Here is a 24528-nt window from a genome sequence, read left to right as displayed (position 1 = left end):
CGCCAGTTCAGCTGTTTTGTGTTAAAATTCGAATCGAGTGATTTTAAAGCATAAGTGCTAACAAGATTTGGTTGAAAAAACGAGGGTAGATAATGGGAGAATCTTTGATAGAAACATTACTCCAATACGGTTATATAGGCATTTTTCTTTTTTTAGTATTGGGAATTGTTGGTCTACCTTTGCCGGATGAGATTATGATGACCTTTTTAGGATATATGACATCCATTGGCAAGCTGGACCTTTTTCTCACTTTTCTCAGTGCATTTTCGGGTTCTGTAGTTGGAATTACAGTTAGCTATGTATTAGGAATCCGATTGGGTTATCCCTTTTTAAAAAAATATGGAGAAAAAATTTTTATCACTCGCCGGCGTCTGAAAATCACCCAACGGATGTTTCGAAAATATGGCAGTTGGCTTTTGTTTATCGGTTATTTTATTCCAGGTGTTCGGCATGTGACCGCATATATTGCGGGAATTTCCCAGCTTCCTTATTATCAATTTGCGCTGTTTGCCTATACAGGAGCAGCTGTTTGGTGCACGACTTTCATTAGTTTGGGAAACTTACTCGGTGACAAATGGCAACAGGCATTTAAACTGTTTCACCAATATGGAATGATCGCTTTGATGATTGCTGCTCCGATCTTCATTCTTGTCATTGGCTTGTATATTTGGAGGCGGAAAAAGACATTGAACCGAACATAAATGAGATCAGGATGTGAATGTCTATGGTAACCATTTGCATTCGTTTTCGTTCAGGTGAAGAACATGTCATCGAAGTGCAAGTGGGAAGCAACCTGTTGTTGGAAGCTGTACAGCGTTCTATTCCTATTCCTTTTCGTTGTACCAGAGGAAATTGTGGAAAATGTCTGGTTCGTATCACAGAAGGTTTGGAACAAACAAGTGGAATCACTACGGCTGAAGTACAAAAAATGGATCCAGGTCAGATTGAACAAGGATATCGCTTGGCTTGCCAAACGGATGTATTTGGAAATGTAAAAGTGGATATAGAAAGTTCATGAGCTTTCTTCTGCCTGTACACTCTGACAGTATTAGCACTCTCCATAGTATGAAGATACCGATATTTTAGAGATGGAAATGCGGAATTTTTTGGGAAGTCCTGATGTTATTGACGAATAGAAAAAACTGTTGATAAAATGAAAGTATAAGAAAACTTCATAGCTTTACACCACTGGGGGTGCACCTCGAGGTGCTGAGAGGAACATGGTGTTGTTCCAACCCTTTGAACTTGATCTGGTTGGTACCAGCGTAAGGAATGTGGGGATCGAATGAGCGTGCGAGAAGTATGCCCGATATCCCCGTGGATATCGGGCTTTTTTTGTAGTAAAGGTGGGGAAGCACATTTGGAATTGCATGTGATCTCTCATCCCGAACAAAGAGTGGAAGATCTTCTTTCAATATGGTCTCAAGTCGAACCTTGGGTAGACTTTTTTCATTTGCGATTCAAAGAAAAAACAGAAATGGAAGTATGGGAGATCGGCAAAGTCTTATTGGATACGAAAACGGTTCCCCCATACAAACTCTTGGTGAATAGCCATACAGAAGTGGCTAGACAACTTGGGTGTGGTGGAGTTCATTTACCGGAATCCGCGCTTGTATCGAATCAGCCAGATGACGGATTTCGCTGGGGGCGTTCCGTTCATTCCGTAGAGAGTGCGATCCGAGCGGAGCGTGAAGGTGCCGATTATATTATGTTTGGTCATATTTTTTCTACTCCGTCCAAGCAGGGGCTTAAACCAAGGGGTTTGGAAGCATTGACACAAGTTGTACAAGCCGTGCGAATACCTGTTATTGCGGTAGGTGGCATTCATCACGAAAATGTGCAAAAAGTGATGGAAACAGGTTGTGCCGGCGTAGCGGTAATCTCTGCACTCGGAAAAGGTGAATCACAGATGGTGGTGCAAGAGCTGAAAAGGAGAGGGGCAGGATGAACAGGGATGTCCTCATCATTGGTGGAGGAGTGATTGGAAGTTCCATTGCCTATTATCTGGCAAAACAAGGTGTAAAAGTAACAGTGTTGGAACGTGATCGTATTGCTGCACATGCTTCGTCCTCTGCAGCTGGTATGCTTGGTGCCCAATCAGAAATGGAACAGCCTGATCCATTGGTTGATTTATGTCTGGCAAGCCGTTCCATGTTTCCACAGCTGCAAAAAGAGTTGGTTGAAGTAACAGGCATTGATATTGAATTGAATCAGGCGGGCCTGTTAAAAGTGGCGACCCATGAAGAGACAGCTGAACGTCTGAAGTGGCGGGGAAAATGGCAAAGAGAGATGGGGCTGGAAGCCATATGGTTTGAACCTTATGAACTTTATGACAAAGAACCGAAGCTCGCTTCACGTAGTTTGGGTGCCCTGTATTTGCCAAACGACTATCAGGTTTCAGCTCCAAAATTAACCCGAGCTTTTGCGCAGGGAGCTAAACAATTTGGGGCAGAATTCATTGAACATGCCGAAGTGATTGAAGTTCAATGTGAAAAAGAGCAGGTTGTAGCTGTTCATACCAGGACAGAACGTTATCATGCGGATCAGGTTGTGATTGCTGCAGGGATTTGGAGTCAATACATAGCAGAATTATGCCGAGTACCTTTACCGATGAAGCCACTAAAAGGGGAATCCTTGGCGATTAAGCCTTCGTATCCGCTGATTCAACATACGATTTTTGCCGAGCGTTGCTATCTTGTACCAAAAGCGGATGGGCAGATTATTGTTGGAGCCACAGAAATTCCTGATGAAATGAGCTCACATGTAACCGTCAAGGGAGTCAATACTTTGCTTCAAGCTGCGCTGGAGTTGGTACCTGAACTGGCACAAAGTGAATGGAAACGCTGTTGGGCCGGGATTCGTCCGGGAACCAATGATGGAAAACCATATTTGGGAAAAATTTCGCTATATTCCAATTTGTATGTCGCCTGTGGACATCGTCGTAACGGTATTTTGCTTGCTCCCATTACAGGAAAACGGATGGCACAAATGATTGTGGATGGTTCAGTAACGTTTGATCCTGCTTTTCGTCCTGAGCGCATCTGGATCGGAAAGGAGGTCATTGGATGATTATTCAACTCAACGGAAAAGAGTATCAAGTACCACCAGAAGTAAAGACCATTGAGCAACTCGTCAAACAGTTGCAGATTAAGCAGCGGGTATTTGTCATTGAACACAATCGAATGATTTTGCAAAAAGAGGATTACCCACATACTTCGTTATCTCATGGTGATGTAGTCGAAATTGTCCACTTTGTTGGAGGGGGTTAAAGAGATGCTTCAAATTGGTAAGTATCAGTTTCAATCGCGGTTGTTTTTGGGAACAGGGAAATTTTCTTCATTGGAAGTGCAAAAGCAAGCGGTTGAAGCTTCAGGAACAGAAGTACTGACATTTGCCGTTCGACGAATGAATTTGGAAAATCCGGATCAACCCAATTTCCTGGAGAATCTGGATTTGAATCGTTATACGCTGTTACCCAATACGGCAGGGGCAACAACGGTGGAAGAGGCTGTTCGTATTGCCCGTTTGGCCAGAGCCTCCAACTTATGCGATATGATCAAGGTAGAAGTGATTGCCGATACCAAAACACTCCTACCAGATCCGATCGCTACGATTGAAGCGACCAAGATCCTGGTAGAGGAAGGATTTACGGTTTTGCCTTACACTTCGGATGATCCAGTCATCGCTCGTGAACTTGTAGAAGCTGGAGCTCATGCAATCATGCCAGGTGGAGCACCGATTGGCTCCGGATTAGGATTGCTCAACCCAAGATATTTGGAAATCATTATTGAAGAATCGCCTGTTCCCGTCATTATTGATGCAGGTATTGGCTCCCCGCAGGATGTCGTTCAAGCTATGGAACTGGGAGCGGATGGTGTTCTGTTAAACACCGCAGTTTCTGGAGCGAAAGATCCGGTAAAAATGGCGGAAGCCATGAAATGGGCTGTGATTGCTGGACGTCTGGGCTTTGAGGCGGGACGAATTCCTAAAAAACGTTATGCAAGTGCCAGTAGCCCATTAGAGGGAATGGTAAAATAATAAAATGAATTTGTGATGGGTGGAATGGATAGATCATCGTGAAAAACAACCTTAGCCTGTTTTTTTAGGCTAAGGTTGTTTTTTATGTTTGGATCGCTCTAACTTGTTTGGTCTTTGTGCTTTTCACCTTACGATAACGGGAAATATTGAGTAAAATGCCCATAGCCATTAACTTCAGAACCAACGACGTTCCACCATAGCTAATAAAAGGCAAGGAAATACCCGTTACAGGTAAAAGAGCAGTAACCACACCGAGATTGAAGATGGTTTCTACACCCAATAATGTAACGATACCAATGCCAAGTAAAGTGCCAAATTGATCGGGGGCTTGTAAAGAAATGCGAATACCTCGAATGATGAAGATAATGAATAAACAGATCAAAGAGGCTCCACCAATAAAACCTAACTCTTCGGCTACGATCGAAAAAATAAAATCGTTGTGTGCTTCAGGAAGATAGGCCATTTTTTGAATGCTGTTACCCAAACCCGCCCCTGTTATACCACCTGGACCAATCGCATAGAGTGAGTAAATGGTTTGATATCCACTTCCTTGCGGGTCACTGAACGGATTAAATACAGTTACGAGTCGTTTGACCCGATAATCGCTCATATAGAGAGTGACAAGCAATACGGGAACACCAGACAGAAAGAGCAAAAACAAATGCTTCAGCCTTGCACCGGCACAGAAAATAATCACAAGGGAAGTAAAGAGAATGATAACAGTAGCACTGAAATGTGGTTCAAGAACCAGTAGCGAACAAATGATTCCAATGACAACAAGCGGCGGAGCAATGGCTCTTTTGAACTGATGAATCACAGGTTGTTTTTTAACCATGATGGACGCTGTATAAATGATCATCGTCAGTTTGACGAATTCAGACGGTTGAAAAGAAACAGATTGAAACTCCAGCCAACGTTTCGCACCATTGGTTTCGTCACCAAGGATAAGAACCAGAATTAGCAGGAGAATAGAGAGAATTAAAAGGAATCCAACCCATTTTTTATAGATTGAATAATGGATATTGGAAATAATGAAAAATAAAACAAGACCAACTAAACCAAATGCCAATTGTTTTTTAATAAAATAATAGGAATCATGATAGTCCAGTAAGCCTTTATAATAACTTGCACTAAATACCATCACTAAGCCAAAGCCTAACAATAGAAAAGTAACAAGGATTAGCCAGTAATCTGGTTTTTCACGTTTTAGTTGTTCTTGTTTCATAAGCAAACTCCAATCTACACAAATTCACTCATTTGTAACTTATCATAACATACCCAATGGTTTATGGTTTCCAACTCCTAACCGATTTATACAATTATGTATGGGTGATTCTCTTTTTATTTATTTTTTCCTGTTTATTTGCGCAAATTTTGTCACATAGGTAGGAGTATGTGTAGATATGGATTTGAAATTATGATAATAATATATGTTTTTTGAAAATTACTGCAGAAGATAAAGAGGAAAGTAAGGTGAAAGGGCTCTTCGTTGAGAGCTCAAATCATATATAGGAATTTTTTTAGGGAATTGGTTTAAAACCAACTCCCTATTTATTTTTCATGATAATGGTCTTAGTGGATTGTTTTTTATCTGGAGAAGCTTTTTTTTTCTGTAAAAAAGATTTTTAGGAGTGGAGGAGTAACCAAAGTAGTGACTAAAACAATGACGATGGTTGCTGTAAACAGCTCATTGTTGATCAATCCCTTAGAGAGGCCAATACTTGCGACAATCAGACCGACCTCTCCACGAGCGATCATGCCAGCACCAATCCCCATGGAGCTTCGGTTATTAAATTTGGCTATTTTTGCACCAATCGCCCCTCCAATTAATTTGGTGAATACGGCAACGATCGTTAGAGTGACAATATGAATCAATACGGTCATATTGACCTCTTCAATATTCGCAATGAGACCAATGCTTGCGAAGAAGATGGGGACAAAAAAAGAAAAGGAAACCGTTTCTACTTTTTCAAACAGTTCTTCACGCTGAGGGGTTAAACTTAACATCAATCCGGCAAAGTAGGAGCCGACAATTCCAGCGAGTCCCATCATTTCTGCCAGAAAAGCAAATCCGAGTGCTGTGATTAGACCAAATGTAAGTACCACTTCTGTTGTCATAAGGTGAGCGATGTTACGGAAAACCCAGGGAAGGATTTTTTTTCCAACCAAATACACGAGGATAAAGAACAAGATGATTTTCACAAACAAAAAGATTAGATCGGATGCCGCACTGCCTCCAGATCCAGCAGTAAAACCGATCACAAGAGAGAGGATGATAATTCCCAGGATATCATCCAAAACGGCAGCGCCCAGAATGGTTACCCCTTCTTTGGACTGGAGTTTTCCAAGTTCACGGAGGGTTTGAACGGAAATGCTTACGCTGGTCGCAACTAATAAGGTACCGATAAAAATGGAGGTGGGCATGTCAAAACCAAACCATAAACCACTAACCCATCCACCAATAAATGGAAGAATGATACCGCAAATTGCCACAGAAGTAGAGGCAAAGGCAGACTTCATAAATTCTTTGATATCTGTTTCAAGTCCCGCCAAAAACATTAATAAAATGACACCAATTTCCGCCAATTCTTTAATAAGAGGGGTCGGATGCAACCAGCCGAGCATGGCAGGTCCTAAAATTACACCGGCTAACAATTCTCCCATTACAGAAGGTTGACCTATTTTTTTACTCAGATGTCCTGCAATTTTGACAAAAAACCAGATAAGTACAAGCTCATATAAAAAATGAAAGGATTTGACAGTATCCCAGTCGATCAGTTTTTCAAAAAAGTTCATTTTTTTTGCTATAAAAGGAATATCCTTCCCCAATAGCATACCCTCACCACCTTTTTCGATATGATGTGGCTTGACACACTCATTTATTATAACAAAAAGATGAATAGATTAATAAAAACCTACAGCAAAATATAAACAGACGGCTTTAAAAATACGGTTTAGGAGAAGGGAAAATGATTTGGTTAATTATTTCATTGATCGGTGTAGGTTTATCTCTATGGGCACAATTTCGAGTCAAATCGAGCTTTAGTCGTTGGTCCAATATTCCCACTCACTCGGGTTTAACAGGTAGCGTGGTAGCGAGGGAAATTTTAGATCGGAATGGACTTTATGATGTACCCGTTGAAATGGTACCTGGAGTATTAACGGATCATTATGACCCAACGGTTCGCGCTGTGCGCCTTTCCGAACCTGTCTATCGATCTGATTCCATCGCATCTGTATCGGTTGCCGCTCACGAATGCGGGCATGCACTGCAACATAAAGAAGCATATGGTGCTTTGGTTTTTCGCCATCGAATGGTTCCGATCCTCAATATTACTTCAGGCATTGCCCCATGGCTTTTGATGATGGGGTTTGTATTGAAGGCGATGAATCTGGTATTGTTAGGTGTCATTTTGTTTGCAGGAGTTGTACTGTTCCATTTGGTGACATTACCTGTGGAGTTTAATGCAAGCGCAAGAGCAAAAAAAATTCTTCTTCAACAAGGCTGGATTACTGAGGGCGAAAAGAGAGGAGTGGACCGTGTATTAAATGCTGCTGCACTGACCTATGTAGGGAGCGCAGTGGTTGCCTTGGGTCAACTGTTATATTATGCTTCCTTCCTGCTTGGAAGAGGAGATGAGGATTAGAGATCATTTCAGGATTTTCTAAGCTTGTTGACAATGAGGAGACTTGTAACAATTTTTTGCATCAAGTAACGATTCCATGGCAATTTCCTCCTTATGTGGTTTTATACATATTTCTAATATGATGTTTGAATACTATCTGTAAATCCATATATATAAGGAGGGTTTCTATGCGCTGGCTTCTTCAAGGAATCGTTATGATCACATTCTTGTTTGGTTCTATTGGTTGTGCGATGCAGACAGACCGAAAAGGAGCAGAAGAAACAAGACCAGCACCGACTCGGGTAGATTATCCTACAAAGGAAATTCCATCCAAATATGTGAATGATACCAGGACGAGAACGTCTCCAACTCCGACGCGGTCCTATCAGGTTCGTGCAGCAGATCGGATCGTTCATGCGGTTACTGGACTTAGGGAGATACGTTCAGCTTCTGCGGTTATTATGGGGAATCGTGCCTATGTAGCAGTAGCGCTGAATCAACGTGTAGGGAATGCAAAGTTAACTGATAACTTAAAGAAAAAGATTGCTGATCGGGCACGCGATGTAGAACCAGGAATCAAGCGTGTATATGTTTCGGCAAATCCTGACTTTGCCAAACAATTGGATCAATACGCTGATGAGATTCGAGCAGGCCGTCCCGTTCAAGGCTTGATCAATCGCTTGACTGATTTAGTCAATCGGACGTTCCCTGAAGCAAAATAAATCAATGTCTCTAGAGCCGTTGAATTTGAAATGAAAGTCAACGGCTTTTTTTGTGTGGTTTCAATAAAACCTGATGATATTTAGCGAAATATATATCCTTGCGAGCGAGAAAACCCCAGCTTTAGTTGTGGGGATGAGAGAGAGCGTTCGAAAGAGGAAGGGGGTTAACCCTCTCGCAAGTCCGACAATTTTTTGGTATCATGGTGTCATTAAAGCAAGTTGCACTTTCACCAGGCTGAAAAGCGAAAACCAGGCAACAGGTCTGGTTTGAAAAAACAACTTTTCACCGCTGGACTGGCGGGTTGAGCTTGGTCAATATCCTGTCAGTAGATGGGAGTTCCCAAGAATCCCCTGCGTTTACGCATGGGGAGTGGTCAAAATGGTGTCTTAGATATAAGTTTTTAGGGAGTGACATCATGAGACGTTTGACCCCCATGGATATCTATAACAAGGAGTTCAAACATGCCATACGTGGGTATGATGTTAATGAAGTCAATGAATTTCTGGATTTAATTATTAGCAACTATGAAGAAGTTTTGGAAGAAAATAAACGTTTAAAAGAGCAAGTCAAGAAATTGGAAATGGAGAAAGAACAAAATCCTGTTATTCATGAAACAGGTTCCTATCAGGTGATGGCAAGAGATCTGAGTCAGTACGACCAAATCATTCGTGATATATTGCTGAGAATTGAACAAATTGAGAGAAGAATAGGTTTATATGCCCGTTAGATCTTGCTGGGTATCTATGGGTGTATGATCTTCCCTGCCGGTTACAAATACTATTCCTAGATCCGGACAATGGAGGGAAGGACAATGGATAAAGAAATTAGAAAACCAGCAGATCAAAAGGCAAAGCACGAGAGCGATGTTGCAGGACGCTTGGATGCAGATAAAGATGATGTAGAGTTTGCAACATCTTATGGTGCGCCACTGTCGAGAGATATGGTAAATGATCGCAAGGATCAGGATGTAGGAGTAAAAGAAGATAATGGTCGAGCCCTGGGCATTACGGGATTAATTATATCCATTATTTCTTTTTTCTTATGGCCGTTTATTTTGGCACCCGCAGGAATTATTATTGGTGGAATTGCCATTCGCAGAGGAAGTACGTTTGGTTGGTGGGCGGTGGGGATAGGACTTTTATCCTTGATCATCATGACCATCGCCCTGCCATTTCGCATTATATTTTAGATTCATCCGGATCAGCAAAGCTCCCTTTAATGGGAGCTTTGATCTATAGGAGAGGGGAAATAGCATGCTGAATATACGTGCAGTGGATATAAAGGATGTCGATTTTATTTACTATTTGCGCAACGATCCGGAAATTGCCTTTTGGGGAAGCGGAAAACATGGAGATACTTTGCTCACACGAAAAGAAATTGAGGAAATTATTATCAATCAACGATCCACAGATCGCCGTCGATGGTTTATCATAGAGGTAGAAGATGGATATACAGAACCTCATTCCATAGGCATGGTGACTTTTAGAGATTTTGACCGGGTTGCGCGTTCGGTCACGATTGGCATGTGCCTGGCAAAAGAATATTGGGGAAAGGGATATGGGACGCAAGCTCTCCGAAAATTTACTGATTTCCTATTTCAAAGTTATAATCTGCACCGCATTCAATTAGATACTTTTAAAGGGAATGAACGTGCCATTCATACATACAAAAAATGTGGCTTTGTTCAGGAAGGTGTTTTGCGTCAAGCGTTTTGGACAAGTAACGGCTATCAAGACCGGGTCATCATATGGGCTTTTGTATGAGGACTGGTGCAGGCAAAAAAAGGGGGAAGAAGCATGAAGGAAGTAGAATACATTCGCTCTTTATTTGTAAAAGAAGATGAGGTACAACGCTCCATTGAGCAAGGATTGGCGGAAAGAGGAATGCCGCAAATTTCCGTTCCGCCTGAAGTTGGACAAACGCTTTATTTATTGGCAAAAATCGTGGGGGCAAAAAAAATCCTGGAGATTGGGGCGCTGGGTGGTTACAGCTCGATCTGGCTAGCGAAAGCACTTCCTGCGGATGGCAAGCTGATCTCTCTGGAGTTGAAACAGGAACATGCCGATTTTGCACTGGAAAATGTGCAGAAGGCCGGACTGGGAGACAAAGCGGAATTTCGCGTAGGAGATGCAAAAGAATTGTTGGAGTCGCTTAAAGTTGAAGGAGAGAAATTCGATTTCTTTTTTATTGATGCAGATAAACCCAATTATGTTTATTATCTGGAAAAAGCGATTGAACTGGCACAACCAGGTGCGATCATCACCTTGGACAATTTGCTCTTTGGTGGGCGAGTGCTCGATCCATCAGACGATAATCCTGCCCCGAATGCCTTACGAAAGGTGAATCAAATGCTGGCAAATGACCCACGCCTGGAATCCATTTTGTTAACGATTGGCGATGGAGTTGGATTGGCTAGAGTGAAATAAACACATGGACATGGATAATCAAAAAATTTAAAATTAAAAATGGTAGGGTAAAAGAAGGTATGTTTTCCCTACCATCATGTTTGTTTGAGCAGGTGAACTATTCGCTTGAATTGGGTTTCTTCTTCCAACGGTTGACAAACTCATCTGCTTTCTCCGCCACTTTGGGAAAACGGGCACGCAATTTTTCGAGCAAGCGTTTGGCCGTTGGCGAGCTAAAAGACAGGAAATACAAGCCAATCAGAATAAAAATCCAGCCTTGCAGGATCGGGATAAAACCTCCGATTACTCCAAGAATGATAAACCCCCATCCTAAAATAGCCATACCTAACCTTTTCCATGTGGATTGCTTCATAAAACAACTCCTGATCCATTTGATTTCTCGTTTAGTATAGCTTGATGTGTCGGAATAAATCAATGAACAGGATCTTAATTTTGCAGAAAGAGAATTAGTATTTTTTCATTCACTTCAATAAATACTTCTTACTATTTATTAAATAAAAATGTTATTATGTATAATAAAGGGATAAATATAAAAATCCAGTTTTAAAAGTTTGTTGCTTTGCATCATGGGGTTTAGCCGGAGGGAATAAAGGGGCATGGAGGAGCCGAAATTGTTAAGTCAAAGCTGGGATGAAGGGAAGGTTACGCTCCCGCCAGACTTTTTGCAAAATGGATGGAATCTTTTTCTACCCAAAGGAACGATTTCGATTTTACTGAGTGTCATGACATATATCCTGCAGGGGTATACCAAGGAAGAAATATTGGAATGGATGAAGATGGAGGAAAAGGAGCTTTCTTTGTCTCCTTTTGATTTTACATTGCCTTTTGTTTGCAAATCAGAAGAGGAGAAACAGGCCTATCTCAATATTGCGCGACAAGAGCGTAAAATTTGTAAAATTTTAGAAAGATCAGGATATGCTTATCCCAAAACCATTGATGAATGGATTGAGCTTTTAATTCAACTGAAGATTGTTCAGGAAGTCAAAATGGATGAAGCCATATATCTGGATGTCGTACTCGAACCGTTTCCACATCCGGAAGACATGCTAAAATTGACTCCCGATGAACGCAAAAAGTTAGAAAAGTACCGATTGAATCAACACATGCAGCAATTATCTGAGTTATAACACATAGATTCAATAGAAAAAGTTAGTTACATGGAGGAATGCTTCATGGACAGACTAAAAGAGATATTGAATTTTAATCGACAGTTTGTCAAAAATAAAGAATATGAACCTTTGGTTACCACAAAATTTCCAGATAAAAAAATGGTCATTGTTACGTGTATGGATACACGTTTGGTAGAGCTTCTGCCACGAGCGCTCAATCTGAAAAATGGCGATGCAAAAATTATAAAAACAGCAGGGGCTTTGATTTCACATCCTTTTGACAGTACGATGCGCAGTGTATTGGTGGCCTTGACGATGTTGAAAGCCGAAGAAGTTTATGTGATTGGTCATTTGGATTGCGGAATGATCGGACTCAAAGGGAACCAGGTGATCGAGCAGTTGAAAAACAAAGGTTTACCTACGGAGAAAGTTCATACTTTACGGCATGCGGGCATTGACGTGGATCATTGGCTTAATGGTTGTGAAGGAGTTGAGCAGGGGGTATTGGAAACGGTTCAGTTGATCAAGAACCATCCATTATTGCCACCGGGTGTGTTGGTCCATGGATTGACCATTGATCCGCATACAGGGGAGCTTGCCTTGATTCATGAAGATCAGCAGGATGAAGAATGAAAAAGAAGGAGGTATGTTTGAATGGCTCTAGCCACTTTTGGTGCAGGTTGCTTTTGGGGAGTAGAAGAGACTTTTCGGAACGTTCCAGGTGTAATCAATACCGTTGTGGGGTATATGGGAGGACATACAGAGAACCCTACCTATGAAGAAGTTTGTACGGATCAGACTGGGCATGCAGAAGTGGTTCAAGTCGAGTATGACCCAGAGAAAATAAGTTATGATCAGCTGTTGGAAGTATTTTGGAATTGTCACAATCCCACGACGTTAAATCGACAAGGTTTGGATATCGGAACACAATACCGTTCCGTGATTTTTTATCATACGCCCGAACAGAAAGAGAAAGCGGAAGCGTCAAAAGAGAAATTGGACCGTTCAGGAATATTTAAAGATCCAATTGTAACAGAAATTGTACCCGCCAAGACATTTTATCGAGCGGAAGAATACCATCAGCGCTATTTGCAAAAGAGAGGATTGGGTTCTTGCCATTTGTAAGGGATATTGCCACTCCGTTTGGGGTGGTTTTTCTTTCTAACATGCAGGTCAATGAAATACTTGATCGATGTGATCCCGTCTGGAATTGCTCCCAAAAATGAATGCGTTTGGATATACTAAAAAAGTAGTTGTTTGGTTGATCTGCCTTGCATATATTGGCAAACGAAGGATTCTTTTTCAGATGAGCGACTTTTGCTCTTTTTTGTTGAGCAAAAGTGAAATGTAAAAGGAATCCCGTTCAAATGGAGACTTTGTCAACAAAATCAAAGTAAGGGATTGGTTTATCCACTTTTTTATTGGATTATCAAACTTGGAGGATTATGGTATGATGTTGGCAGTGTGAGTTGCCGTAGAAAGGAGCAAACTCATTGATTTATTTGGACAATAGTGCAACAACGAAAACACATCCTGATGTGATTTCAGTAATGACGGATGTCATGAACAATATATATGGGAATCCTTCTTCTTTACATGGATTGGGAGTCAAAGCCGAGCGTTTGGTGGAACAGGCGCGTAGGGTCATTGCCAAAAAACTGGATTGCCATCCATCCGAGATTCTTTTTACTTCAGGGGGAACAGAGGCAAACAATCTCGCGATTAAAGGAGTTGCGGATCAACTGCAAAGTCGCGGTCGCCATCTGATTACCACAAGCGTAGAACATCCTTCCGTTTTTGAAGTCATGAAACAATTAGAAGAAAAAGGATGGAAAGTGACCTATTTACCTGTTGATTCATGGGGGCGTGTTTCACCAGACGCAGTCGAAAAGGCCTTGACTGACGAGACTGTTCTGGTTTCGATTATGCATGTAAACAATGAAGTGGGCACGATCCAACCCATCCATGAAATTGGACAGCGATTGGCGAAATATCCCAAAATTCTATTTCATGTCGATGCTGTTCAATCATTTGCCAAAATCCCTTTGAAACCCAAACAGGCTGGAATCGACCTTTTGTCGGTTTCTGCCCACAAGTTTCATGGACCAAAAGGGATTGGAGCCTTATATATCCGAAAAAATGTAGAAATTACACCTCTATTGGTAGGTGGAGGGCAAGAACGGGGCTTTCGTTCGGGAACACACCATGTTCCGGGAATTGCTGGCATGGCTAAAGCTGTCGTGCTTACAGAACAACAAACAAACTTTCTTGCGAGGTGCCAGGAGTGGAAGGAATCATTTTTGGATCATATTACCAGCAAACTTCAGCCTGTTCTTGTCAATGGTGATGTAACAGGCGAAGGCACTGCTCCCTATATCATCAGCCTCTCATTTCCAGGATTAAAATCAGAAGTACTGGTTCATGCTTTGGAAGAAGAAGGGGTATTTGTTTCCAGTAAATCTGCCTGTTCTTCCAAACTGGAAACCCCTAGCCGTGTGTTAAAGGCGATGGGAAGAACGGATCAGGAGGCTCTTTCTTCGATACGAATTAGTATGGGATATGATACAACCAAGGAAGAAATCGAGCAGTGTGCGGAAGCGCTGATCCGTGTCGTTCCAAAATTACAACAAGTGGTGAAGGTGCGGTAAAGATGGAATTTCATTTGATTTTGCTACGTTATGGTGAACTATCTCTAAAAGGAAAAAATAAAGCAGAATTTGAAGGAAGGTTAATCCGTAATATTCAGCAAAAGCTGAAAGAGTTTCCAAATGTGCGTATAACCAAAGAACATGGTCGTATGTTTGTTGAACTGAATGGAGAGCCCAGTGCTCCTGTCATGGATAAACTAAAAGAAGTGTTTGGTCTGGTTGGATTTAGTCCTGCCATTCGTGTCGAATCGAAATTGGAGTCGATTCAAAAAGCGGCATTGCAGTTGGTAAAAAACACGAATGGCATCCAAACATTTAAAGTGAATAGTAAACGGGCGAACAAGCAATTTCCCATTCCTTCACTGGAGCTAAACCATCGAATTGGTGGCTATATTTTGGCTAACGCCCAACCCATTCAAGTAGATGTACACCATCCGGATTTAACGGTTCATGTAGAAGTGCGTTCGAAGGCCTCATATGTTTATGGAAATGATATCCCAGGATTAGGTGGCTTGCCGGTTGGTTCCAGTGGGCGAGTCATGTTACTTTTGTCTGGGGGAATTGACAGTCCGGTTGCTGGTTATTTAGCCTTAAAACGTGGAGTGGAACTCCAGGCCATTCATTTTCACAGCTATCCATTTACAAGTGAGCGGGCCAAACAGAAAGTGATAGATTTAGCCCGGATTTTAACGCGTTTTGGTGGAAATATACGTCTGCATGTTGTTCCATTTACTGAAATTCAAACCGAGATTAATAAACATTGTTATGAATCTTACACGATTACGATTATGAGGCGTATGATGTTACGGATTGCTGAAGCTCTCGCCAAAAAGAATCAGGCTTTGGCCTTGGTTACAGGTGAAAGTCTGGGCCAAGTTGCCAGCCAGACCTTGGAAAGCATGCAAACCATCAACGCAGTCACCCATATGCCGATTTTACGTCCTGTTATCAGTATGGATAAACAGGAGATTATGACGATTGCCAAACAGATTGGAACCTATGAGACATCGATTTTGCCTTATGAAGATTGTTGTACGATCTTTTTGCCAAAAGCACCAAAAACGAAACCGGATCAAGAGGTGGCTGAAAAACTGGAAGCCAGACTTGATTTGGAGCGACTGATTCAGGAAGCCGTTGAAGGGACGGAAGTGATTGAGTTATCCGCGGAGGAAACGGATGAATTTTCCTATTTTTAATAGGGAGAGGAAAAGACGTGATGATTCATTTTCAAGAGGAAGTGTATCAAATAACGAAAGAACTTGTTCAATATCCGAGTATAGTGGGGACGATTGGGGAGCGGAATATTGCTTATCATATCTATGAAATGCTGGAAAAAATTCCGTACTTCCAGGAGCATCCTTCTTACTTAAAGCTGGTTCCAACCATTCAAGATGATCGTGAACGCTACAATGTACTCGCACTCATTAAGGGAGCGGATTGTTCCAAAGAAGATACGGTCATCTTGATGGGGCATATCGATACAGTGGGTGTGGAAGATTACGGAAAATGGAAGCGACTTGCCTTTTCACCTGATGAACTGTTGGCTGAATGGAAAAAAGAAAAGATCCCAGCTTCGGTTCAAGCCGATCTGGCAACCGGAAATTGGCTTCCAGGCCGTGGTGTATTGGATATGAAGAGCGGAGTTGCCATAAATATTGCACTGATTCGATATTTTGCGGAGCATTATCGAAATCTCCAGGGAAATATCCTTTTTGTTGCCACTTGTGATGAAGAAAATAACTCTCGAGGAATTTTATCTGCTTTAAAAGAAATCAACTACTTGAGTAAAAAAGAAAAGCTGCGTTATATCGCAGCCATTAATCAAGATTACACCTCTCCACGCTATGATGGGGATCCTTCCAGATATATCTATTTGGGAACAGTGGGGAAATTATTACCATCTTTCTTTGTTGTTGGAAAAGAAACGCATGTTGGACAAGCATTTGAAGGATTTGATCCGAATTTGCTATTATCCGAGTTAACTCATCGTCTTGATTATAATCCAGAATGCTGTGATGAAATGTTTGGTGAAGTTACACTTCCTCCTGTTTCGCTAAAGCAGACCGATTTAAAACAACAATATGATGTGCAAACACCAGGAGCTGCATTTGCTTATTATAACTTCTTTGTTCATAGTTGGTCTCCGCAAGAAGTATTGGAACGTTTACGCAAGGTTGCAATGACGGCTTTTGAGGTGGCGATTTCCAAATATCAATCTCGTTATCGTGCCTTTTGTGAATTGAGCGGTCAACCTTATCAGCCCATCCAATTAAAACCTCGTGTATATACTTATGAAGAATTTTATAATAAATGTAGGAAAAAATATCCTGATTTTGAAAGGAAAATGCTCCATTTCGCAATGAATTTATTAAATGATGAATCTCTGGATTTGCGTGATTATTCACGGCGAATCGTAGAAGAATTATGGAAGTGGGGAGGCGATAATGAACCAGCAATCATTCTGTTCTACTCTTCTTACTACATTCCGCGTGTGGTACTGAGTGAAGAAGAAGAGCGTGGAGCCCGATTGATTCAGGCAGTGAAAAAAGCGGTGCAAGATTTGAAAAATGAATACAATCAACCACTGCAGATTCGCAAGTTTTTTCCTTATATCTCAGATATGAGCTTTGTGGCGATCAGTGATAGCGAACAACAAGTTCAATCCTTTGAGAAAAATATGCCTGCATGGGGTTTAAAGCACCCTTTTGATATGGAAGAAATTCGTAAGCTGGATGTTCCAGTGATAAATATTGGCCCCTATGGTAAAGATGCGCATAAACCATGGGAACGGGTGGAGATTTATTATTCTATGCAGATTGCTCCCAATCTTACTTATCGAGTCATTCAACATCTATTTCAGTCATAGATTTTATATAGCTATGGCTTGTACCAGTTGATAACGCCATTGGCTAAATACTCTCGATTCATGCTGATATGGATTAATATTTTTCATGACGAATAGAAACGAGTGGATGAATTGACTAAAAAAGGGGGGAGAAAACTGCTACAGCTTTACTGAACATAGGCAAGCAGTCAGGAAAGATAGAACGATTTGGCTTTTTGTCTATGTATGTAGCAGAAACCAAATGAATGCGGAATTTTGGATTGGATTCTTTAATATCATCGTTTTGGACTTGATTTTGAGTGGAGATAATGCTGTAGTGATTGGGATGGCTGCTCGTTCCTTACCTGTAGAGCAACGCAAGAAAGCGATCGTGATCGGAACAGCCGCGGCAATCATTTTAAGGGCGGCTCTTACCGCAATCGCGGCCTATTTGCTCAATATCCCATTTCTGATGACAGTTGGAGGGCTTCTCCTGCTATGGATCGCTGTGAAATTGTTAATTGAGGAAGAAAATGATACCAATGTTTCGATCGGGAACAATATGCGAAGTGCGATTAAAACCATTATTATTGCTGATGTCGTTATGAGTTTGGATAATGTGTTGGCGGTTGCTGGTGCTGCACATGGTAGCATTTTCTTGGTTCTGTTTGGATTAGGACTCAGCATTCCGATTATTATGTGGGGCAGTAAACTGATTGCATCGATTATGGACAAGTTTCCATGGATTGTTTATCTGGGTTCAGCCATTTTAGGCTATACCGCTGGTGATTTAATTATGGGTGATCGTTTGGTTGCCAATTGGATTGAAAATGATTTGATTGAGAAAGTCATTCCATTTGCACTGGCCATATTGGTTGTTGTCATTGGAGCCATCTGGAGAAGGAAGATCCAGGCCAGTCAAAAAACAGTATAAAAATAAGAGATGATTGTTAGAACGCAGCACTTTTAAAAAAGAAAGAACCACATTCTAATGTTCAAAAACCGGTTTTGCTTCTCATTTGAGAAGCTTTTTTTTATGCTGAGTATCTGCTTGTTCCTTTGCATTAAAAATAAAACCACAAGCGAAAAAATGCTTGTGGTTGTTGGCTGGGAAGGCAGGATTCGAACCTGCGCATGACGGAGTCAAAGTCCGTTGCCTTACCACTTGGCTACTTCCCATTACTGAACTGTTACTATTATGTGCAGACAGGAAAAACATATGCATATGAAGACGAAAAAGAAAAATGAAAATAATTGTAAAAAAGGAAGATTTTTGAAAGAAAAGATCGAAATGACCTATATTCCAGTCAACAAACAAAAGAGGGTGGGTGGGTTGGTTGGATGTCGTGAGCTATATTACAGATTTGTTAGTGGAGGCTATAGGCAATCGGGCGAGTGATATTCATATTGAGCCACAAGCTGATTGTTTGAGAATACGACAACGAATTGATGGATTTCTCATTCAGACGGATGAGATTCCTCTTGAATTCACATCTGCTGTTCTTTCTCGCATAAAGATCATGGGGCATTTGGATATTGGAGAGAGGAGAATTCCACAAGATGGAGCGATGACGTTAACCCAAGAAGGCGTTCATTATGATGTACGGATTTCTACATTGCCTACATTACATGGTGAAAAAATCGTATTGCGCATGTTTCGGAATCAATTTGAACCCATTACCTTGGACCAGCTCGGGATCGAACAGGAAGAATGCGAACAATTGGAAAGGCTGATTCGCCAGGAAAGCGGACTGCTGATTGTCACGGGGCCTACAGGATCAGGAAAAACAACAACCTTGTACGCGATTTTACAACGGCTGAATCATGAGCATCTGAATATTGTCACATTGGAAGATCCTATCGAGCTTCAGATTCCAGGAGTCAACCAGGTACAGATTCACCCGAAAGCCGGACTCACTTTTTCGACGGGGTTAAGAGCTGTGTTGCGACAAGATCCCAATGTGATCATGATCGGAGAAATTCGGGACAGTGAAACAGCAGAGATTGCTATTGGCGCAGCATTAACAGGGCATCTGGTGTTATCGACGTTACATACAGCCGATTGTGCCAGCGCAGTCATGCGACTGTTGGATATGAAAATGGAGCCATATCGGGTAGCTGCTGCTTTAAGGGGAGTCATTGCCCAGCGGCTTATTCGTCTGAAATGTATCCATTGTTTGGGGCAGAAATGTGTTCATTGCCAACATACCGGTTATTTAGGTAGAACGGGTGTATTTGAAATGGTCGTGACATGTGAACAATTCCAACAGCTGATTATGGAGACAGCTTCTCTCGCTTCAATGCGTCAACTGTTTCGAAAACAGGGAATTTCTTCATTGCGTGAAGCAGCATTGAAAAAGGTACATCAAGGAATCACGAACATGGAGGAATATTATCGGGTGGTTGATTATGTGGAAGAGTTGGAGTAAGTGGTCATCAGAGCAACTGGTTCTGTTTAGTGGTCAGTTGGTTCATTTATTACAGAGCGGTATTCCGCTCGTACCCAGTTTGGCAATCCTGGCAGAGCAGAAAGTGGTTTCGGAGCGATTGAGCGAGCAAGTGAGAAAACATTTGGAAAATGGGAGGAGTTTGTCAGATTCATTAAAAGCAGAATCATTTCCGGATTTATTCGTATCATTTATTCGAGCCGCTGAGGAACATGGCGATTATTCCTTTGGTTTTAAGCAGTGTGAGGCTTATTATCGTGCACGGTCCAAGTTTAAACGGGATCTGAAGCGGGCGTCTACCTATCCGTTTATGGTTCTTTTATTGGTATTCAGTGCATTTCTATTTTTGATGACAGTCGTTTTGCCACGATTTCAAGTTTTATATGAAACGATGGGAATTGAATTGCCACCAATGACAAAGTGGATGCTAACGATTTTTAATGGGATGAATGTGCTGGTGTGGTGCCTCCTGGGTACAATCCTGTTTGCCATTTTGATCGGAATAACCGTGAAGAAGCAGGGGATGTTTTGGGATCGAATCCTGTTTCGACTTCCGATTGTCAAGAGGTACAGACAGTTTCGCTTTACCCATTATATCGCCATCCAGCTAGGTTCTCTGTTGAAGGCAGGAGTTCCACTGCTTAGAGCATGGGAACTGATGGAATCTTTATCTCCCTGGGCTTACCTGTCGATACAGATCAGGCAAATGCAAAAGAAAGTCGAACAAGGTTTCCCTTTTTTTCAGGCAATAGAAGAAACATCTGTCGTTTTTCTGCCTACCTTTTCCAAAATGATCGCCCTGGGAGAAGCGTCTGGACGATTGGCTGAATCCTTACTTCATTTTGCCAGAGGAACAGAGATGGTCATCAAAGATCGAATGGAGCAATGGACACGTAGTTTGGAGCCTATTTTTATCTTTGCCATCGGCATTTTTATATCAATTACGGTCATTACGCTGTTTTTGCCGATGTTACAGCTGGTCAAGGGATTATGAATAAAAGGAAAAAGGAATGAGTCATCGAATGAAACGCAAGGGAAAAATGGAGAATGAACAGGGTTTTACCTTAGTGGAAATGCTCGTGGTTTTGTTTATTATTGGCCTGATCATTGCGATTGCTTTACCCAACCTAAAATCAGCAGGTGAAACAGCTAGAGATCGGGCGGATGAAGTGAATCGTAAATTGATTAGCGCACAGGCAGACAATTATTATCTTGAATATGGAGAATATCCGTCTTCGGTGGATGAACTGGTAAAGCGGAAGTTTCTCCGTTCAGTGCCTACATGTCCAGGCGGGAAAGGAAAATATGTCATTAATCCATCTCCTCACGTTTCGAATGACAAACGGGTGACATGTGAAAAGGATGGAAAGTAAAAAAAATCAGATGGAGGCAGGATGGACAGTCGTTGAATTGCTATTGACACTCATCATCTTAAGTTGTTTGTTACTGCTGGCCGTTCCTGCGGTAAGTGAAATGGGAAAGAGAGTGGAACAAGCGCTGCTACTGGATTTGTTGTCTTCAGATATCCAGCTGGCACAAATGGAAGCGCTCAGTCGTCAAAAAGAGGTGAAAATTGAGTTTTCGCCGGATATGCTTCAAATTGTACAGGAAAAACGCTATTTACACCGAACGAAACTACCTGCAAACTACCGCATTCAAACCAATTTTCCCAATCAGAGCCTTTATTTTCGTGAAACAGGACAGGCGGTTGGCGGGACGATTCGCTTGCTACAAGGTGAGATCATGGTTGGAAAGATTATTGTACAGGTTGCTTCTGGACGGCCAAAGGTGGAGCTTGAATGGAAGTAAATGAAAAAGGGTTTACTTTGGCAGAGATAGTCACATCGCTGATGATTTTTGGACTATTGGCATCTTTTTCGATTCCGATTTTCTTGAATTTAAAGCAAGAAGTGAGTGATCGTTTGCTGGAGGCAGAAGCCCATGCCTTTTTGCAGGAGAAAATGGAGAGAATGGTTGCGGAGCAGCAACCAGTGGAAATGAAAGGGCAGGAAGTGAAAAAAAGCCCCTCTTATCAACAGAGATCCTATCAATTGCATTGGCAGATTAGAAAAATTCCGTCTGGATTATGGCAGATAGATGTGGAGGTACAATGGAAAAAACAATCCGGTCAAGTCAGGAAAATCCGTCTACGAACACATCGGTTTATTCCTTTAAAAACGAACGGGGATTTACCTATATTGAACTGACCATCGCATTGTCGATCCTCCTCCTGCTTTTTCCGGCTCTCTTTTTGTGTGCACAAACATGGGAACAGGAAATCAGAAAGTTGCTCGAAAAGGATCGCTTGCTGATGGAATATCGTGCTTTTCTTTCGTATGTACAAAACGAAGTAAAACAGGGAGCTCATTTTCGTACCGAAAACGGAGCTCTTTTATTTGAGCTTCCGAGTGGAGAAACGATTCGTTATGAGCAGAAGAACAGGCAAGTGATTCGCCGAGTTAAAAAAGCGAATGAAAAACATTTTAAAGGTACGATGATATTGTTACAGCATGTCTATTTAATCTTGTTTATTCCTGATAAATCGGGTGTTCTTCTGGATGTAGGGCTGCAAAGCTGGTCGGCCGATTTGGAGATGAAGATATATATTCATGGAAGGAGCCGGGTTAGCGGTGCAAGAAACTGAACGGGGGATCGCGCTTCCTACGGTTTTGGCCATTTCTTTTCTGTTGTTTGTGCTATTTACGGCCATGATTGGGCAAATTGTTCGCAGTCAGCAAGCCCATCGTTTGTATGTCGAAGCAGTAAGAGCCCAGTATGCTGCAGAAAGTGGAATCGCATGGAGACAGTTACGTTTGTCTAAAAAAAACAATGATATACACATGGAAGAGAGAGAGATTGACAGGATTCGCGTCCTTACCCAGGTGAAGCGGGTAAACCAGTTGAACCAATGGCAAATCAGTGCCACTGCTTTTGCCCGTTATGGTGTATCACAAACCATTACTGTTTATCTGGATGAGAATACACTGGAAATTTTACGATGGGTTCGGTAAGGTGGCATGAAAAAGCATATCATTATCAGTGGTTTATCTTCTCATTCAATCGGGCATCCTACAGGATGAGGTGGGTAAGGATGTCCTTTAAAGAATGGATCAGCTATTTGTTAGGAAGAATGATTTGGTATATGGAGACACCCAAACAGGAGCGAAAGGAAACAAAACAATCACAAAAAGAACTTTGGTCTGTTCGCTGGTTTGGACTTATTCCGTTTTCGATCAAGATGTATGTAACAAAACAACGCTCACGCATTCGAGGTGGATAAAAATGGAACAGCAAAGGCGCCCCTTTCAATTGCTGGATGTACAGCAATACCCAAACATTCTGGATAAAATCACCAAGTTTGAACAGGAACTGAACCAATTGGTGCAAGGTCATACAGCTGTGATTGCTTATATCCATAAAGAAACAAAAAGTGAAATTTCTTAAATGGAGCAGATCGCTCCTTTTTTGTTTGCATAGATATGTTATACTGTAGGGCGTAATCAGTTCATTTTATCATTTGAGAATGAATGCATGATATATAGGATGCAATGATTGAAGGGGCGATTGCTTCATGTATCATCGTACACAAACAAGACCTGTCATGGTGGGAAATGTACAAATTGGTGGAAATGATCAAGTGGTTATTCAAAGTATGACTACAACCAAAACCCATGATGTAAAAGCAACCGTTGAGGAGATTCACCGTTTGACTGAAGCCGGGTGCCAGATTGTCCGTGTAGCGTGTCCAGATATGCGAGCAGCAGAAGCGATTCCGGAAATCAAAAAAGAAATTTCCATTCCATTGGTAGCGGATATTCACTTTGATTATCGCTTGGCGTTGAAAGCAATTGAGGGTGGTATTGATAAAATCCGAATTAACCCTGGAAACATAGGTAAAAGAGAAAAAGTGGAAGCTGTCGTCAAAGCGGCGAAAGAACGTGGAATTCCAATACGTATTGGAGTCAATGCTGGTTCCTTGGAAAAGCGGATCTTAGAGAAGTATGGTTACCCAACCGCAGAGGGTATGGTAGAAAGTGCTTTGTACCATATTGGCATTTTGGAAGAATTGGACTTCCATGATATTGTCGTTTCACTCAAGGCATCTGATGTGCGTCTGGCGATTGAAGCTTATCGCAAAGCTGCAGAAACATTTAATTATCCTCTACATTTGGGGATTACCGAATCTGGAACGTTGTTTTCCGGAACGGTTAAGAGTGCTGCAGGACTTGGTGCACTTTTGGCGATGGGAATTGGCTCAACGATTCGCATCTCCTTGAGTGCGGATCCCGTTGAAGAGGTAAAAGTAGCCCGTGAGCTTCTCAAAGCCTTTGGATTAGCAGCGAATGCGGCTACTCTGATTTCATGTCCAACTTGTGGGCGGATTGAAATTGACTTAATTAGTATTGCCAATGAAGTGGAAGAATATATCTCCAAAATTCAAGCACCCATTAAAGTATCTGTACTTGGTTGTGCAGTGAATGGTCCAGGTGAAGCCAAAGAAGCAGATATCGGTATTGCAGGTGCACGTGGGGAAGGCTTGTTATTTAGGCATGGAGATATTGTTCGTAAAATCCCGGAAAAAGAGATGGTACAAGAACTGAAAAAAGAGATTGACAAACTCGCAGAAGAATATAAAAGATATGGAACAATTGCCGGAAAAAAAACGGTAAACCCCTGAGATTATCGC

32 protein-coding genes, 1 tRNA gene and 1 riboswitch are annotated in these 24528 nt (G+C 41.7%); of the genes, 29 read left to right on the top strand and 4 right to left on the bottom strand.

The genetic code is table 11. The features are described from left to right. The first annotated feature begins 92 nt into the window (after window positions 1–92). The 6 genes from BMZ78_RS06265 to BMZ78_RS06240 all read left to right on the top strand — a co-directional run bounded on the left by BMZ78_RS06265 (window position 93) and on the right by BMZ78_RS06240 (window position 4038). Window positions 93–701, top strand: a complete 609-nt coding sequence (locus BMZ78_RS06265) for a DedA family protein (protein ID WP_093228878.1) — start codon at window positions 93–95, stop codon at window positions 699–701. Between the two features lie 23 nt (window positions 702–724). Continuing rightward, a complete protein-coding gene (locus tag BMZ78_RS06260; protein ID WP_175482331.1) occupies window positions 725–1018 on the top strand; it encodes a 2Fe-2S iron-sulfur cluster-binding protein in 294 nt (97 codons plus the stop codon). A gap of 162 nt (window positions 1019–1180) precedes the next feature. After that, window positions 1181–1290, top strand: a riboswitch (TPP riboswitch). A gap of 70 nt (window positions 1291–1360) precedes the next feature. Continuing rightward, window positions 1361–1948 carry a thiamine phosphate synthase gene (locus BMZ78_RS06255; protein WP_175482330.1) on the top strand — a complete coding sequence of 196 codons (588 nt, stop codon included), beginning with the start codon at window positions 1361–1363 and terminating at the stop codon, window positions 1946–1948. Then, entirely contained in the window at window positions 1945–3069 is a 1125-nt protein-coding gene (gene thiO, locus BMZ78_RS06250; protein WP_093228875.1) for a glycine oxidase ThiO, read from the top strand. Before BMZ78_RS06255 ends, thiO begins: the two co-directional genes overlap by 4 nt. Then, window positions 3066–3269: a sulfur carrier protein ThiS gene (thiS, locus tag BMZ78_RS06245; protein ID WP_139203278.1), complete on the top strand. Its 204-nt coding sequence runs from the start codon at window positions 3066–3068 to the stop codon at window positions 3267–3269. The genes thiO and thiS overlap by 4 nt, the downstream gene beginning before the upstream one ends. A 4-nt stretch (window positions 3270–3273) precedes the next feature. Further along, window positions 3274–4038, top strand: coding sequence for a thiazole synthase (locus BMZ78_RS06240; RefSeq protein ID WP_093228873.1), 765 nt, complete (start codon window positions 3274–3276; stop codon window positions 4036–4038). An 82-nt stretch (window positions 4039–4120) separates the two neighbouring features. Here the strand turns inward: BMZ78_RS06240 and ftsW are convergent, their stop codons facing one another. Both ftsW and BMZ78_RS06230 read right to left on the bottom strand, forming a co-directional pair. Continuing rightward, window positions 4121–5263 carry a putative lipid II flippase FtsW gene (gene ftsW, locus BMZ78_RS06235; RefSeq protein ID WP_093228872.1) on the bottom strand — a complete coding sequence of 381 codons (1143 nt, stop codon included), beginning with the start codon at window positions 5261–5263 and terminating at the stop codon, window positions 4121–4123. Between the two features lie 362 nt (window positions 5264–5625). Then, window positions 5626–6873, bottom strand: a complete 1248-nt coding sequence (locus BMZ78_RS06230) for a cation:proton antiporter (protein WP_245739756.1) — start codon at window positions 6871–6873, stop codon at window positions 5626–5628. Window positions 6874–7007: 134 nt separating this feature from the next. On the opposite strand from BMZ78_RS06230, the gene BMZ78_RS06225 reads away from it, so the two are divergent. The 6 genes from BMZ78_RS06225 (at window position 7008) to BMZ78_RS06200 (ending at window position 10813) form a co-directional block, all read left to right on the top strand. After that, on the top strand, window positions 7008–7685 hold the full coding sequence (locus BMZ78_RS06225) for a zinc metallopeptidase (protein WP_093228870.1): 678 nt from the start codon (window positions 7008–7010) through the stop codon (window positions 7683–7685). A 167-nt stretch (window positions 7686–7852) separates the two neighbouring features. Beyond that, a complete protein-coding gene (locus BMZ78_RS06220) occupies window positions 7853–8386 on the top strand; it encodes a YhcN/YlaJ family sporulation lipoprotein (RefSeq protein WP_093228869.1) in 534 nt (177 codons plus the stop codon). Between the two features lie 416 nt (window positions 8387–8802). Then, window positions 8803–9114, top strand: coding sequence for a DivIVA domain-containing protein (locus BMZ78_RS06215; RefSeq protein ID WP_093228867.1), 312 nt, complete (start codon window positions 8803–8805; stop codon window positions 9112–9114). A gap of 84 nt (window positions 9115–9198) precedes the next feature. Continuing rightward, a complete protein-coding gene (locus BMZ78_RS06210) occupies window positions 9199–9576 on the top strand; it encodes a hypothetical protein (RefSeq protein ID WP_093228866.1) in 378 nt (125 codons plus the stop codon). 64 nt (window positions 9577–9640) lie between these two features. Further along, complete coding sequence (locus BMZ78_RS06205) at window positions 9641–10150, top strand: GNAT family N-acetyltransferase (protein ID WP_093228864.1); 510 nt, start codon at window positions 9641–9643, stop codon at window positions 10148–10150. A 33-nt stretch (window positions 10151–10183) separates the two neighbouring features. Then, complete coding sequence (locus tag BMZ78_RS06200) at window positions 10184–10813, top strand: O-methyltransferase (protein WP_093228863.1); 630 nt, start codon at window positions 10184–10186, stop codon at window positions 10811–10813. A 97-nt stretch (window positions 10814–10910) separates the two neighbouring features. Here the strand turns inward: BMZ78_RS06200 and BMZ78_RS06195 are convergent, their stop codons facing one another. Next, complete coding sequence (locus tag BMZ78_RS06195) at window positions 10911–11165, bottom strand: PGPGW domain-containing protein (protein ID WP_093228861.1); 255 nt, start codon at window positions 11163–11165, stop codon at window positions 10911–10913. Window positions 11166–11424: 259 nt separating this feature from the next. Between BMZ78_RS06195 and BMZ78_RS06190 the strand changes: the two genes are divergently transcribed. The 7 genes from BMZ78_RS06190 to BMZ78_RS06160 all read left to right on the top strand — a co-directional run bounded on the left by BMZ78_RS06190 (window position 11425) and on the right by BMZ78_RS06160 (window position 18328). After that, window positions 11425–11940, top strand: coding sequence for a DUF6042 family protein (locus BMZ78_RS06190; protein WP_139203277.1), 516 nt, complete (start codon window positions 11425–11427; stop codon window positions 11938–11940). Window positions 11941–11985: 45 nt separating this feature from the next. Beyond that, window positions 11986–12555 (top strand): beta-class carbonic anhydrase, encoded by a 570-nt coding sequence (locus BMZ78_RS06185; protein ID WP_093228859.1) that lies wholly within the window; start codon window positions 11986–11988, stop codon window positions 12553–12555. Window positions 12556–12576: 21 nt separating this feature from the next. Then, a complete protein-coding gene (msrA, locus tag BMZ78_RS06180; protein WP_093228857.1) occupies window positions 12577–13047 on the top strand; it encodes a peptide-methionine (S)-S-oxide reductase MsrA in 471 nt (156 codons plus the stop codon). Window positions 13048–13415: 368 nt separating this feature from the next. Continuing rightward, window positions 13416–14570, top strand: coding sequence for a cysteine desulfurase family protein (locus tag BMZ78_RS06175; protein WP_093228855.1), 1155 nt, complete (start codon window positions 13416–13418; stop codon window positions 14568–14570). A 2-nt stretch (window positions 14571–14572) separates the two neighbouring features. After that, a complete protein-coding gene (thiI, locus tag BMZ78_RS06170; protein ID WP_093228854.1) occupies window positions 14573–15766 on the top strand; it encodes a tRNA uracil 4-sulfurtransferase ThiI in 1194 nt (397 codons plus the stop codon). A 20-nt stretch (window positions 15767–15786) separates the two neighbouring features. Beyond that, the gene (locus BMZ78_RS06165; RefSeq protein ID WP_093228852.1) at window positions 15787–17436 is read left to right on the top strand and encodes a M20/M25/M40 family metallo-hydrolase; all 1650 of its coding nucleotides are present in this window, start codon (window positions 15787–15789) and stop codon (window positions 17434–17436) included. A 220-nt stretch (window positions 17437–17656) separates the two neighbouring features. Then, window positions 17657–18328, top strand: coding sequence for a TerC family protein (locus BMZ78_RS06160; RefSeq protein ID WP_093228851.1), 672 nt, complete (start codon window positions 17657–17659; stop codon window positions 18326–18328). A gap of 170 nt (window positions 18329–18498) precedes the next feature. On the opposite strand, the gene BMZ78_RS06155 is transcribed toward BMZ78_RS06160, so the two are convergent. Then, window positions 18499–18573 (bottom strand) — tRNA-Gln (locus BMZ78_RS06155). Window positions 18574–18722: 149 nt separating this feature from the next. Here BMZ78_RS06155 and BMZ78_RS06150 point away from each other — a divergent pair. The 10 genes from BMZ78_RS06150 (at window position 18723) to ispG (ending at window position 24519) form a co-directional block, all read left to right on the top strand. Beyond that, a complete protein-coding gene (locus BMZ78_RS06150; RefSeq protein WP_175482329.1) occupies window positions 18723–19823 on the top strand; it encodes a GspE/PulE family protein in 1101 nt (366 codons plus the stop codon). Next, window positions 19804–20835: a type II secretion system F family protein gene (locus BMZ78_RS06145; protein WP_093228848.1), complete on the top strand. Its 1032-nt coding sequence runs from the start codon at window positions 19804–19806 to the stop codon at window positions 20833–20835. Before BMZ78_RS06150 ends, BMZ78_RS06145 begins: the two co-directional genes overlap by 20 nt. Window positions 20836–20851: 16 nt before the next feature. Then, window positions 20852–21214, top strand: a complete 363-nt coding sequence (locus tag BMZ78_RS06140) for a competence type IV pilus major pilin ComGC (RefSeq protein WP_093228846.1) — start codon at window positions 20852–20854, stop codon at window positions 21212–21214. Continuing rightward, on the top strand, window positions 21204–21650 hold the full coding sequence (locus tag BMZ78_RS06135) for a GspH/FimT family pseudopilin (RefSeq protein WP_093228845.1): 447 nt from the start codon (window positions 21204–21206) through the stop codon (window positions 21648–21650). Before BMZ78_RS06140 ends, BMZ78_RS06135 begins: the two co-directional genes overlap by 11 nt. Continuing rightward, window positions 21641–22048: a type II secretion system protein gene (locus tag BMZ78_RS06130; protein ID WP_093228843.1), complete on the top strand. Its 408-nt coding sequence runs from the start codon at window positions 21641–21643 to the stop codon at window positions 22046–22048. Before BMZ78_RS06135 ends, BMZ78_RS06130 begins: the two co-directional genes overlap by 10 nt. Further along, a complete protein-coding gene (locus BMZ78_RS06125; RefSeq protein ID WP_175482328.1) occupies window positions 21952–22485 on the top strand; it encodes a ComGF family competence protein in 534 nt (177 codons plus the stop codon). Before BMZ78_RS06130 ends, BMZ78_RS06125 begins: the two co-directional genes overlap by 97 nt. Beyond that, complete coding sequence (locus tag BMZ78_RS06120; protein ID WP_093228840.1) at window positions 22472–22852, top strand: hypothetical protein; 381 nt, start codon at window positions 22472–22474, stop codon at window positions 22850–22852. The genes BMZ78_RS06125 and BMZ78_RS06120 overlap by 14 nt, the downstream gene beginning before the upstream one ends. 80 nt (window positions 22853–22932) lie before the next feature. Beyond that, window positions 22933–23121, top strand: a complete 189-nt coding sequence (locus tag BMZ78_RS06115) for a YqzE family protein (protein WP_093228839.1) — start codon at window positions 22933–22935, stop codon at window positions 23119–23121. Window positions 23122–23123: 2 nt separating this feature from the next. Continuing rightward, complete coding sequence (locus BMZ78_RS18715) at window positions 23124–23285, top strand: rhodanese-like domain-containing protein (RefSeq protein WP_175482327.1); 162 nt, start codon at window positions 23124–23126, stop codon at window positions 23283–23285. 127 nt (window positions 23286–23412) lie between these two features. Then, window positions 23413–24519, top strand: coding sequence for a flavodoxin-dependent (E)-4-hydroxy-3-methylbut-2-enyl-diphosphate synthase (ispG, locus tag BMZ78_RS06110; RefSeq protein ID WP_093228837.1), 1107 nt, complete (start codon window positions 23413–23415; stop codon window positions 24517–24519). Window positions 24520–24528: the final 9 nt, after the last annotated feature.

The sequence above is a fragment of the Thermoflavimicrobium dichotomicum genome (genome assembly GCF_900114055.1).
In the GTDB taxonomy this organism is placed as follows: domain Bacteria; phylum Bacillota; class Bacilli; order Thermoactinomycetales; family Thermoactinomycetaceae; genus Thermoflavimicrobium; species Thermoflavimicrobium dichotomicum.
The sequence above is the reverse complement of the archived record's forward strand: the minus strand, read 5'-3'. Positions and strand labels throughout refer to the sequence as shown.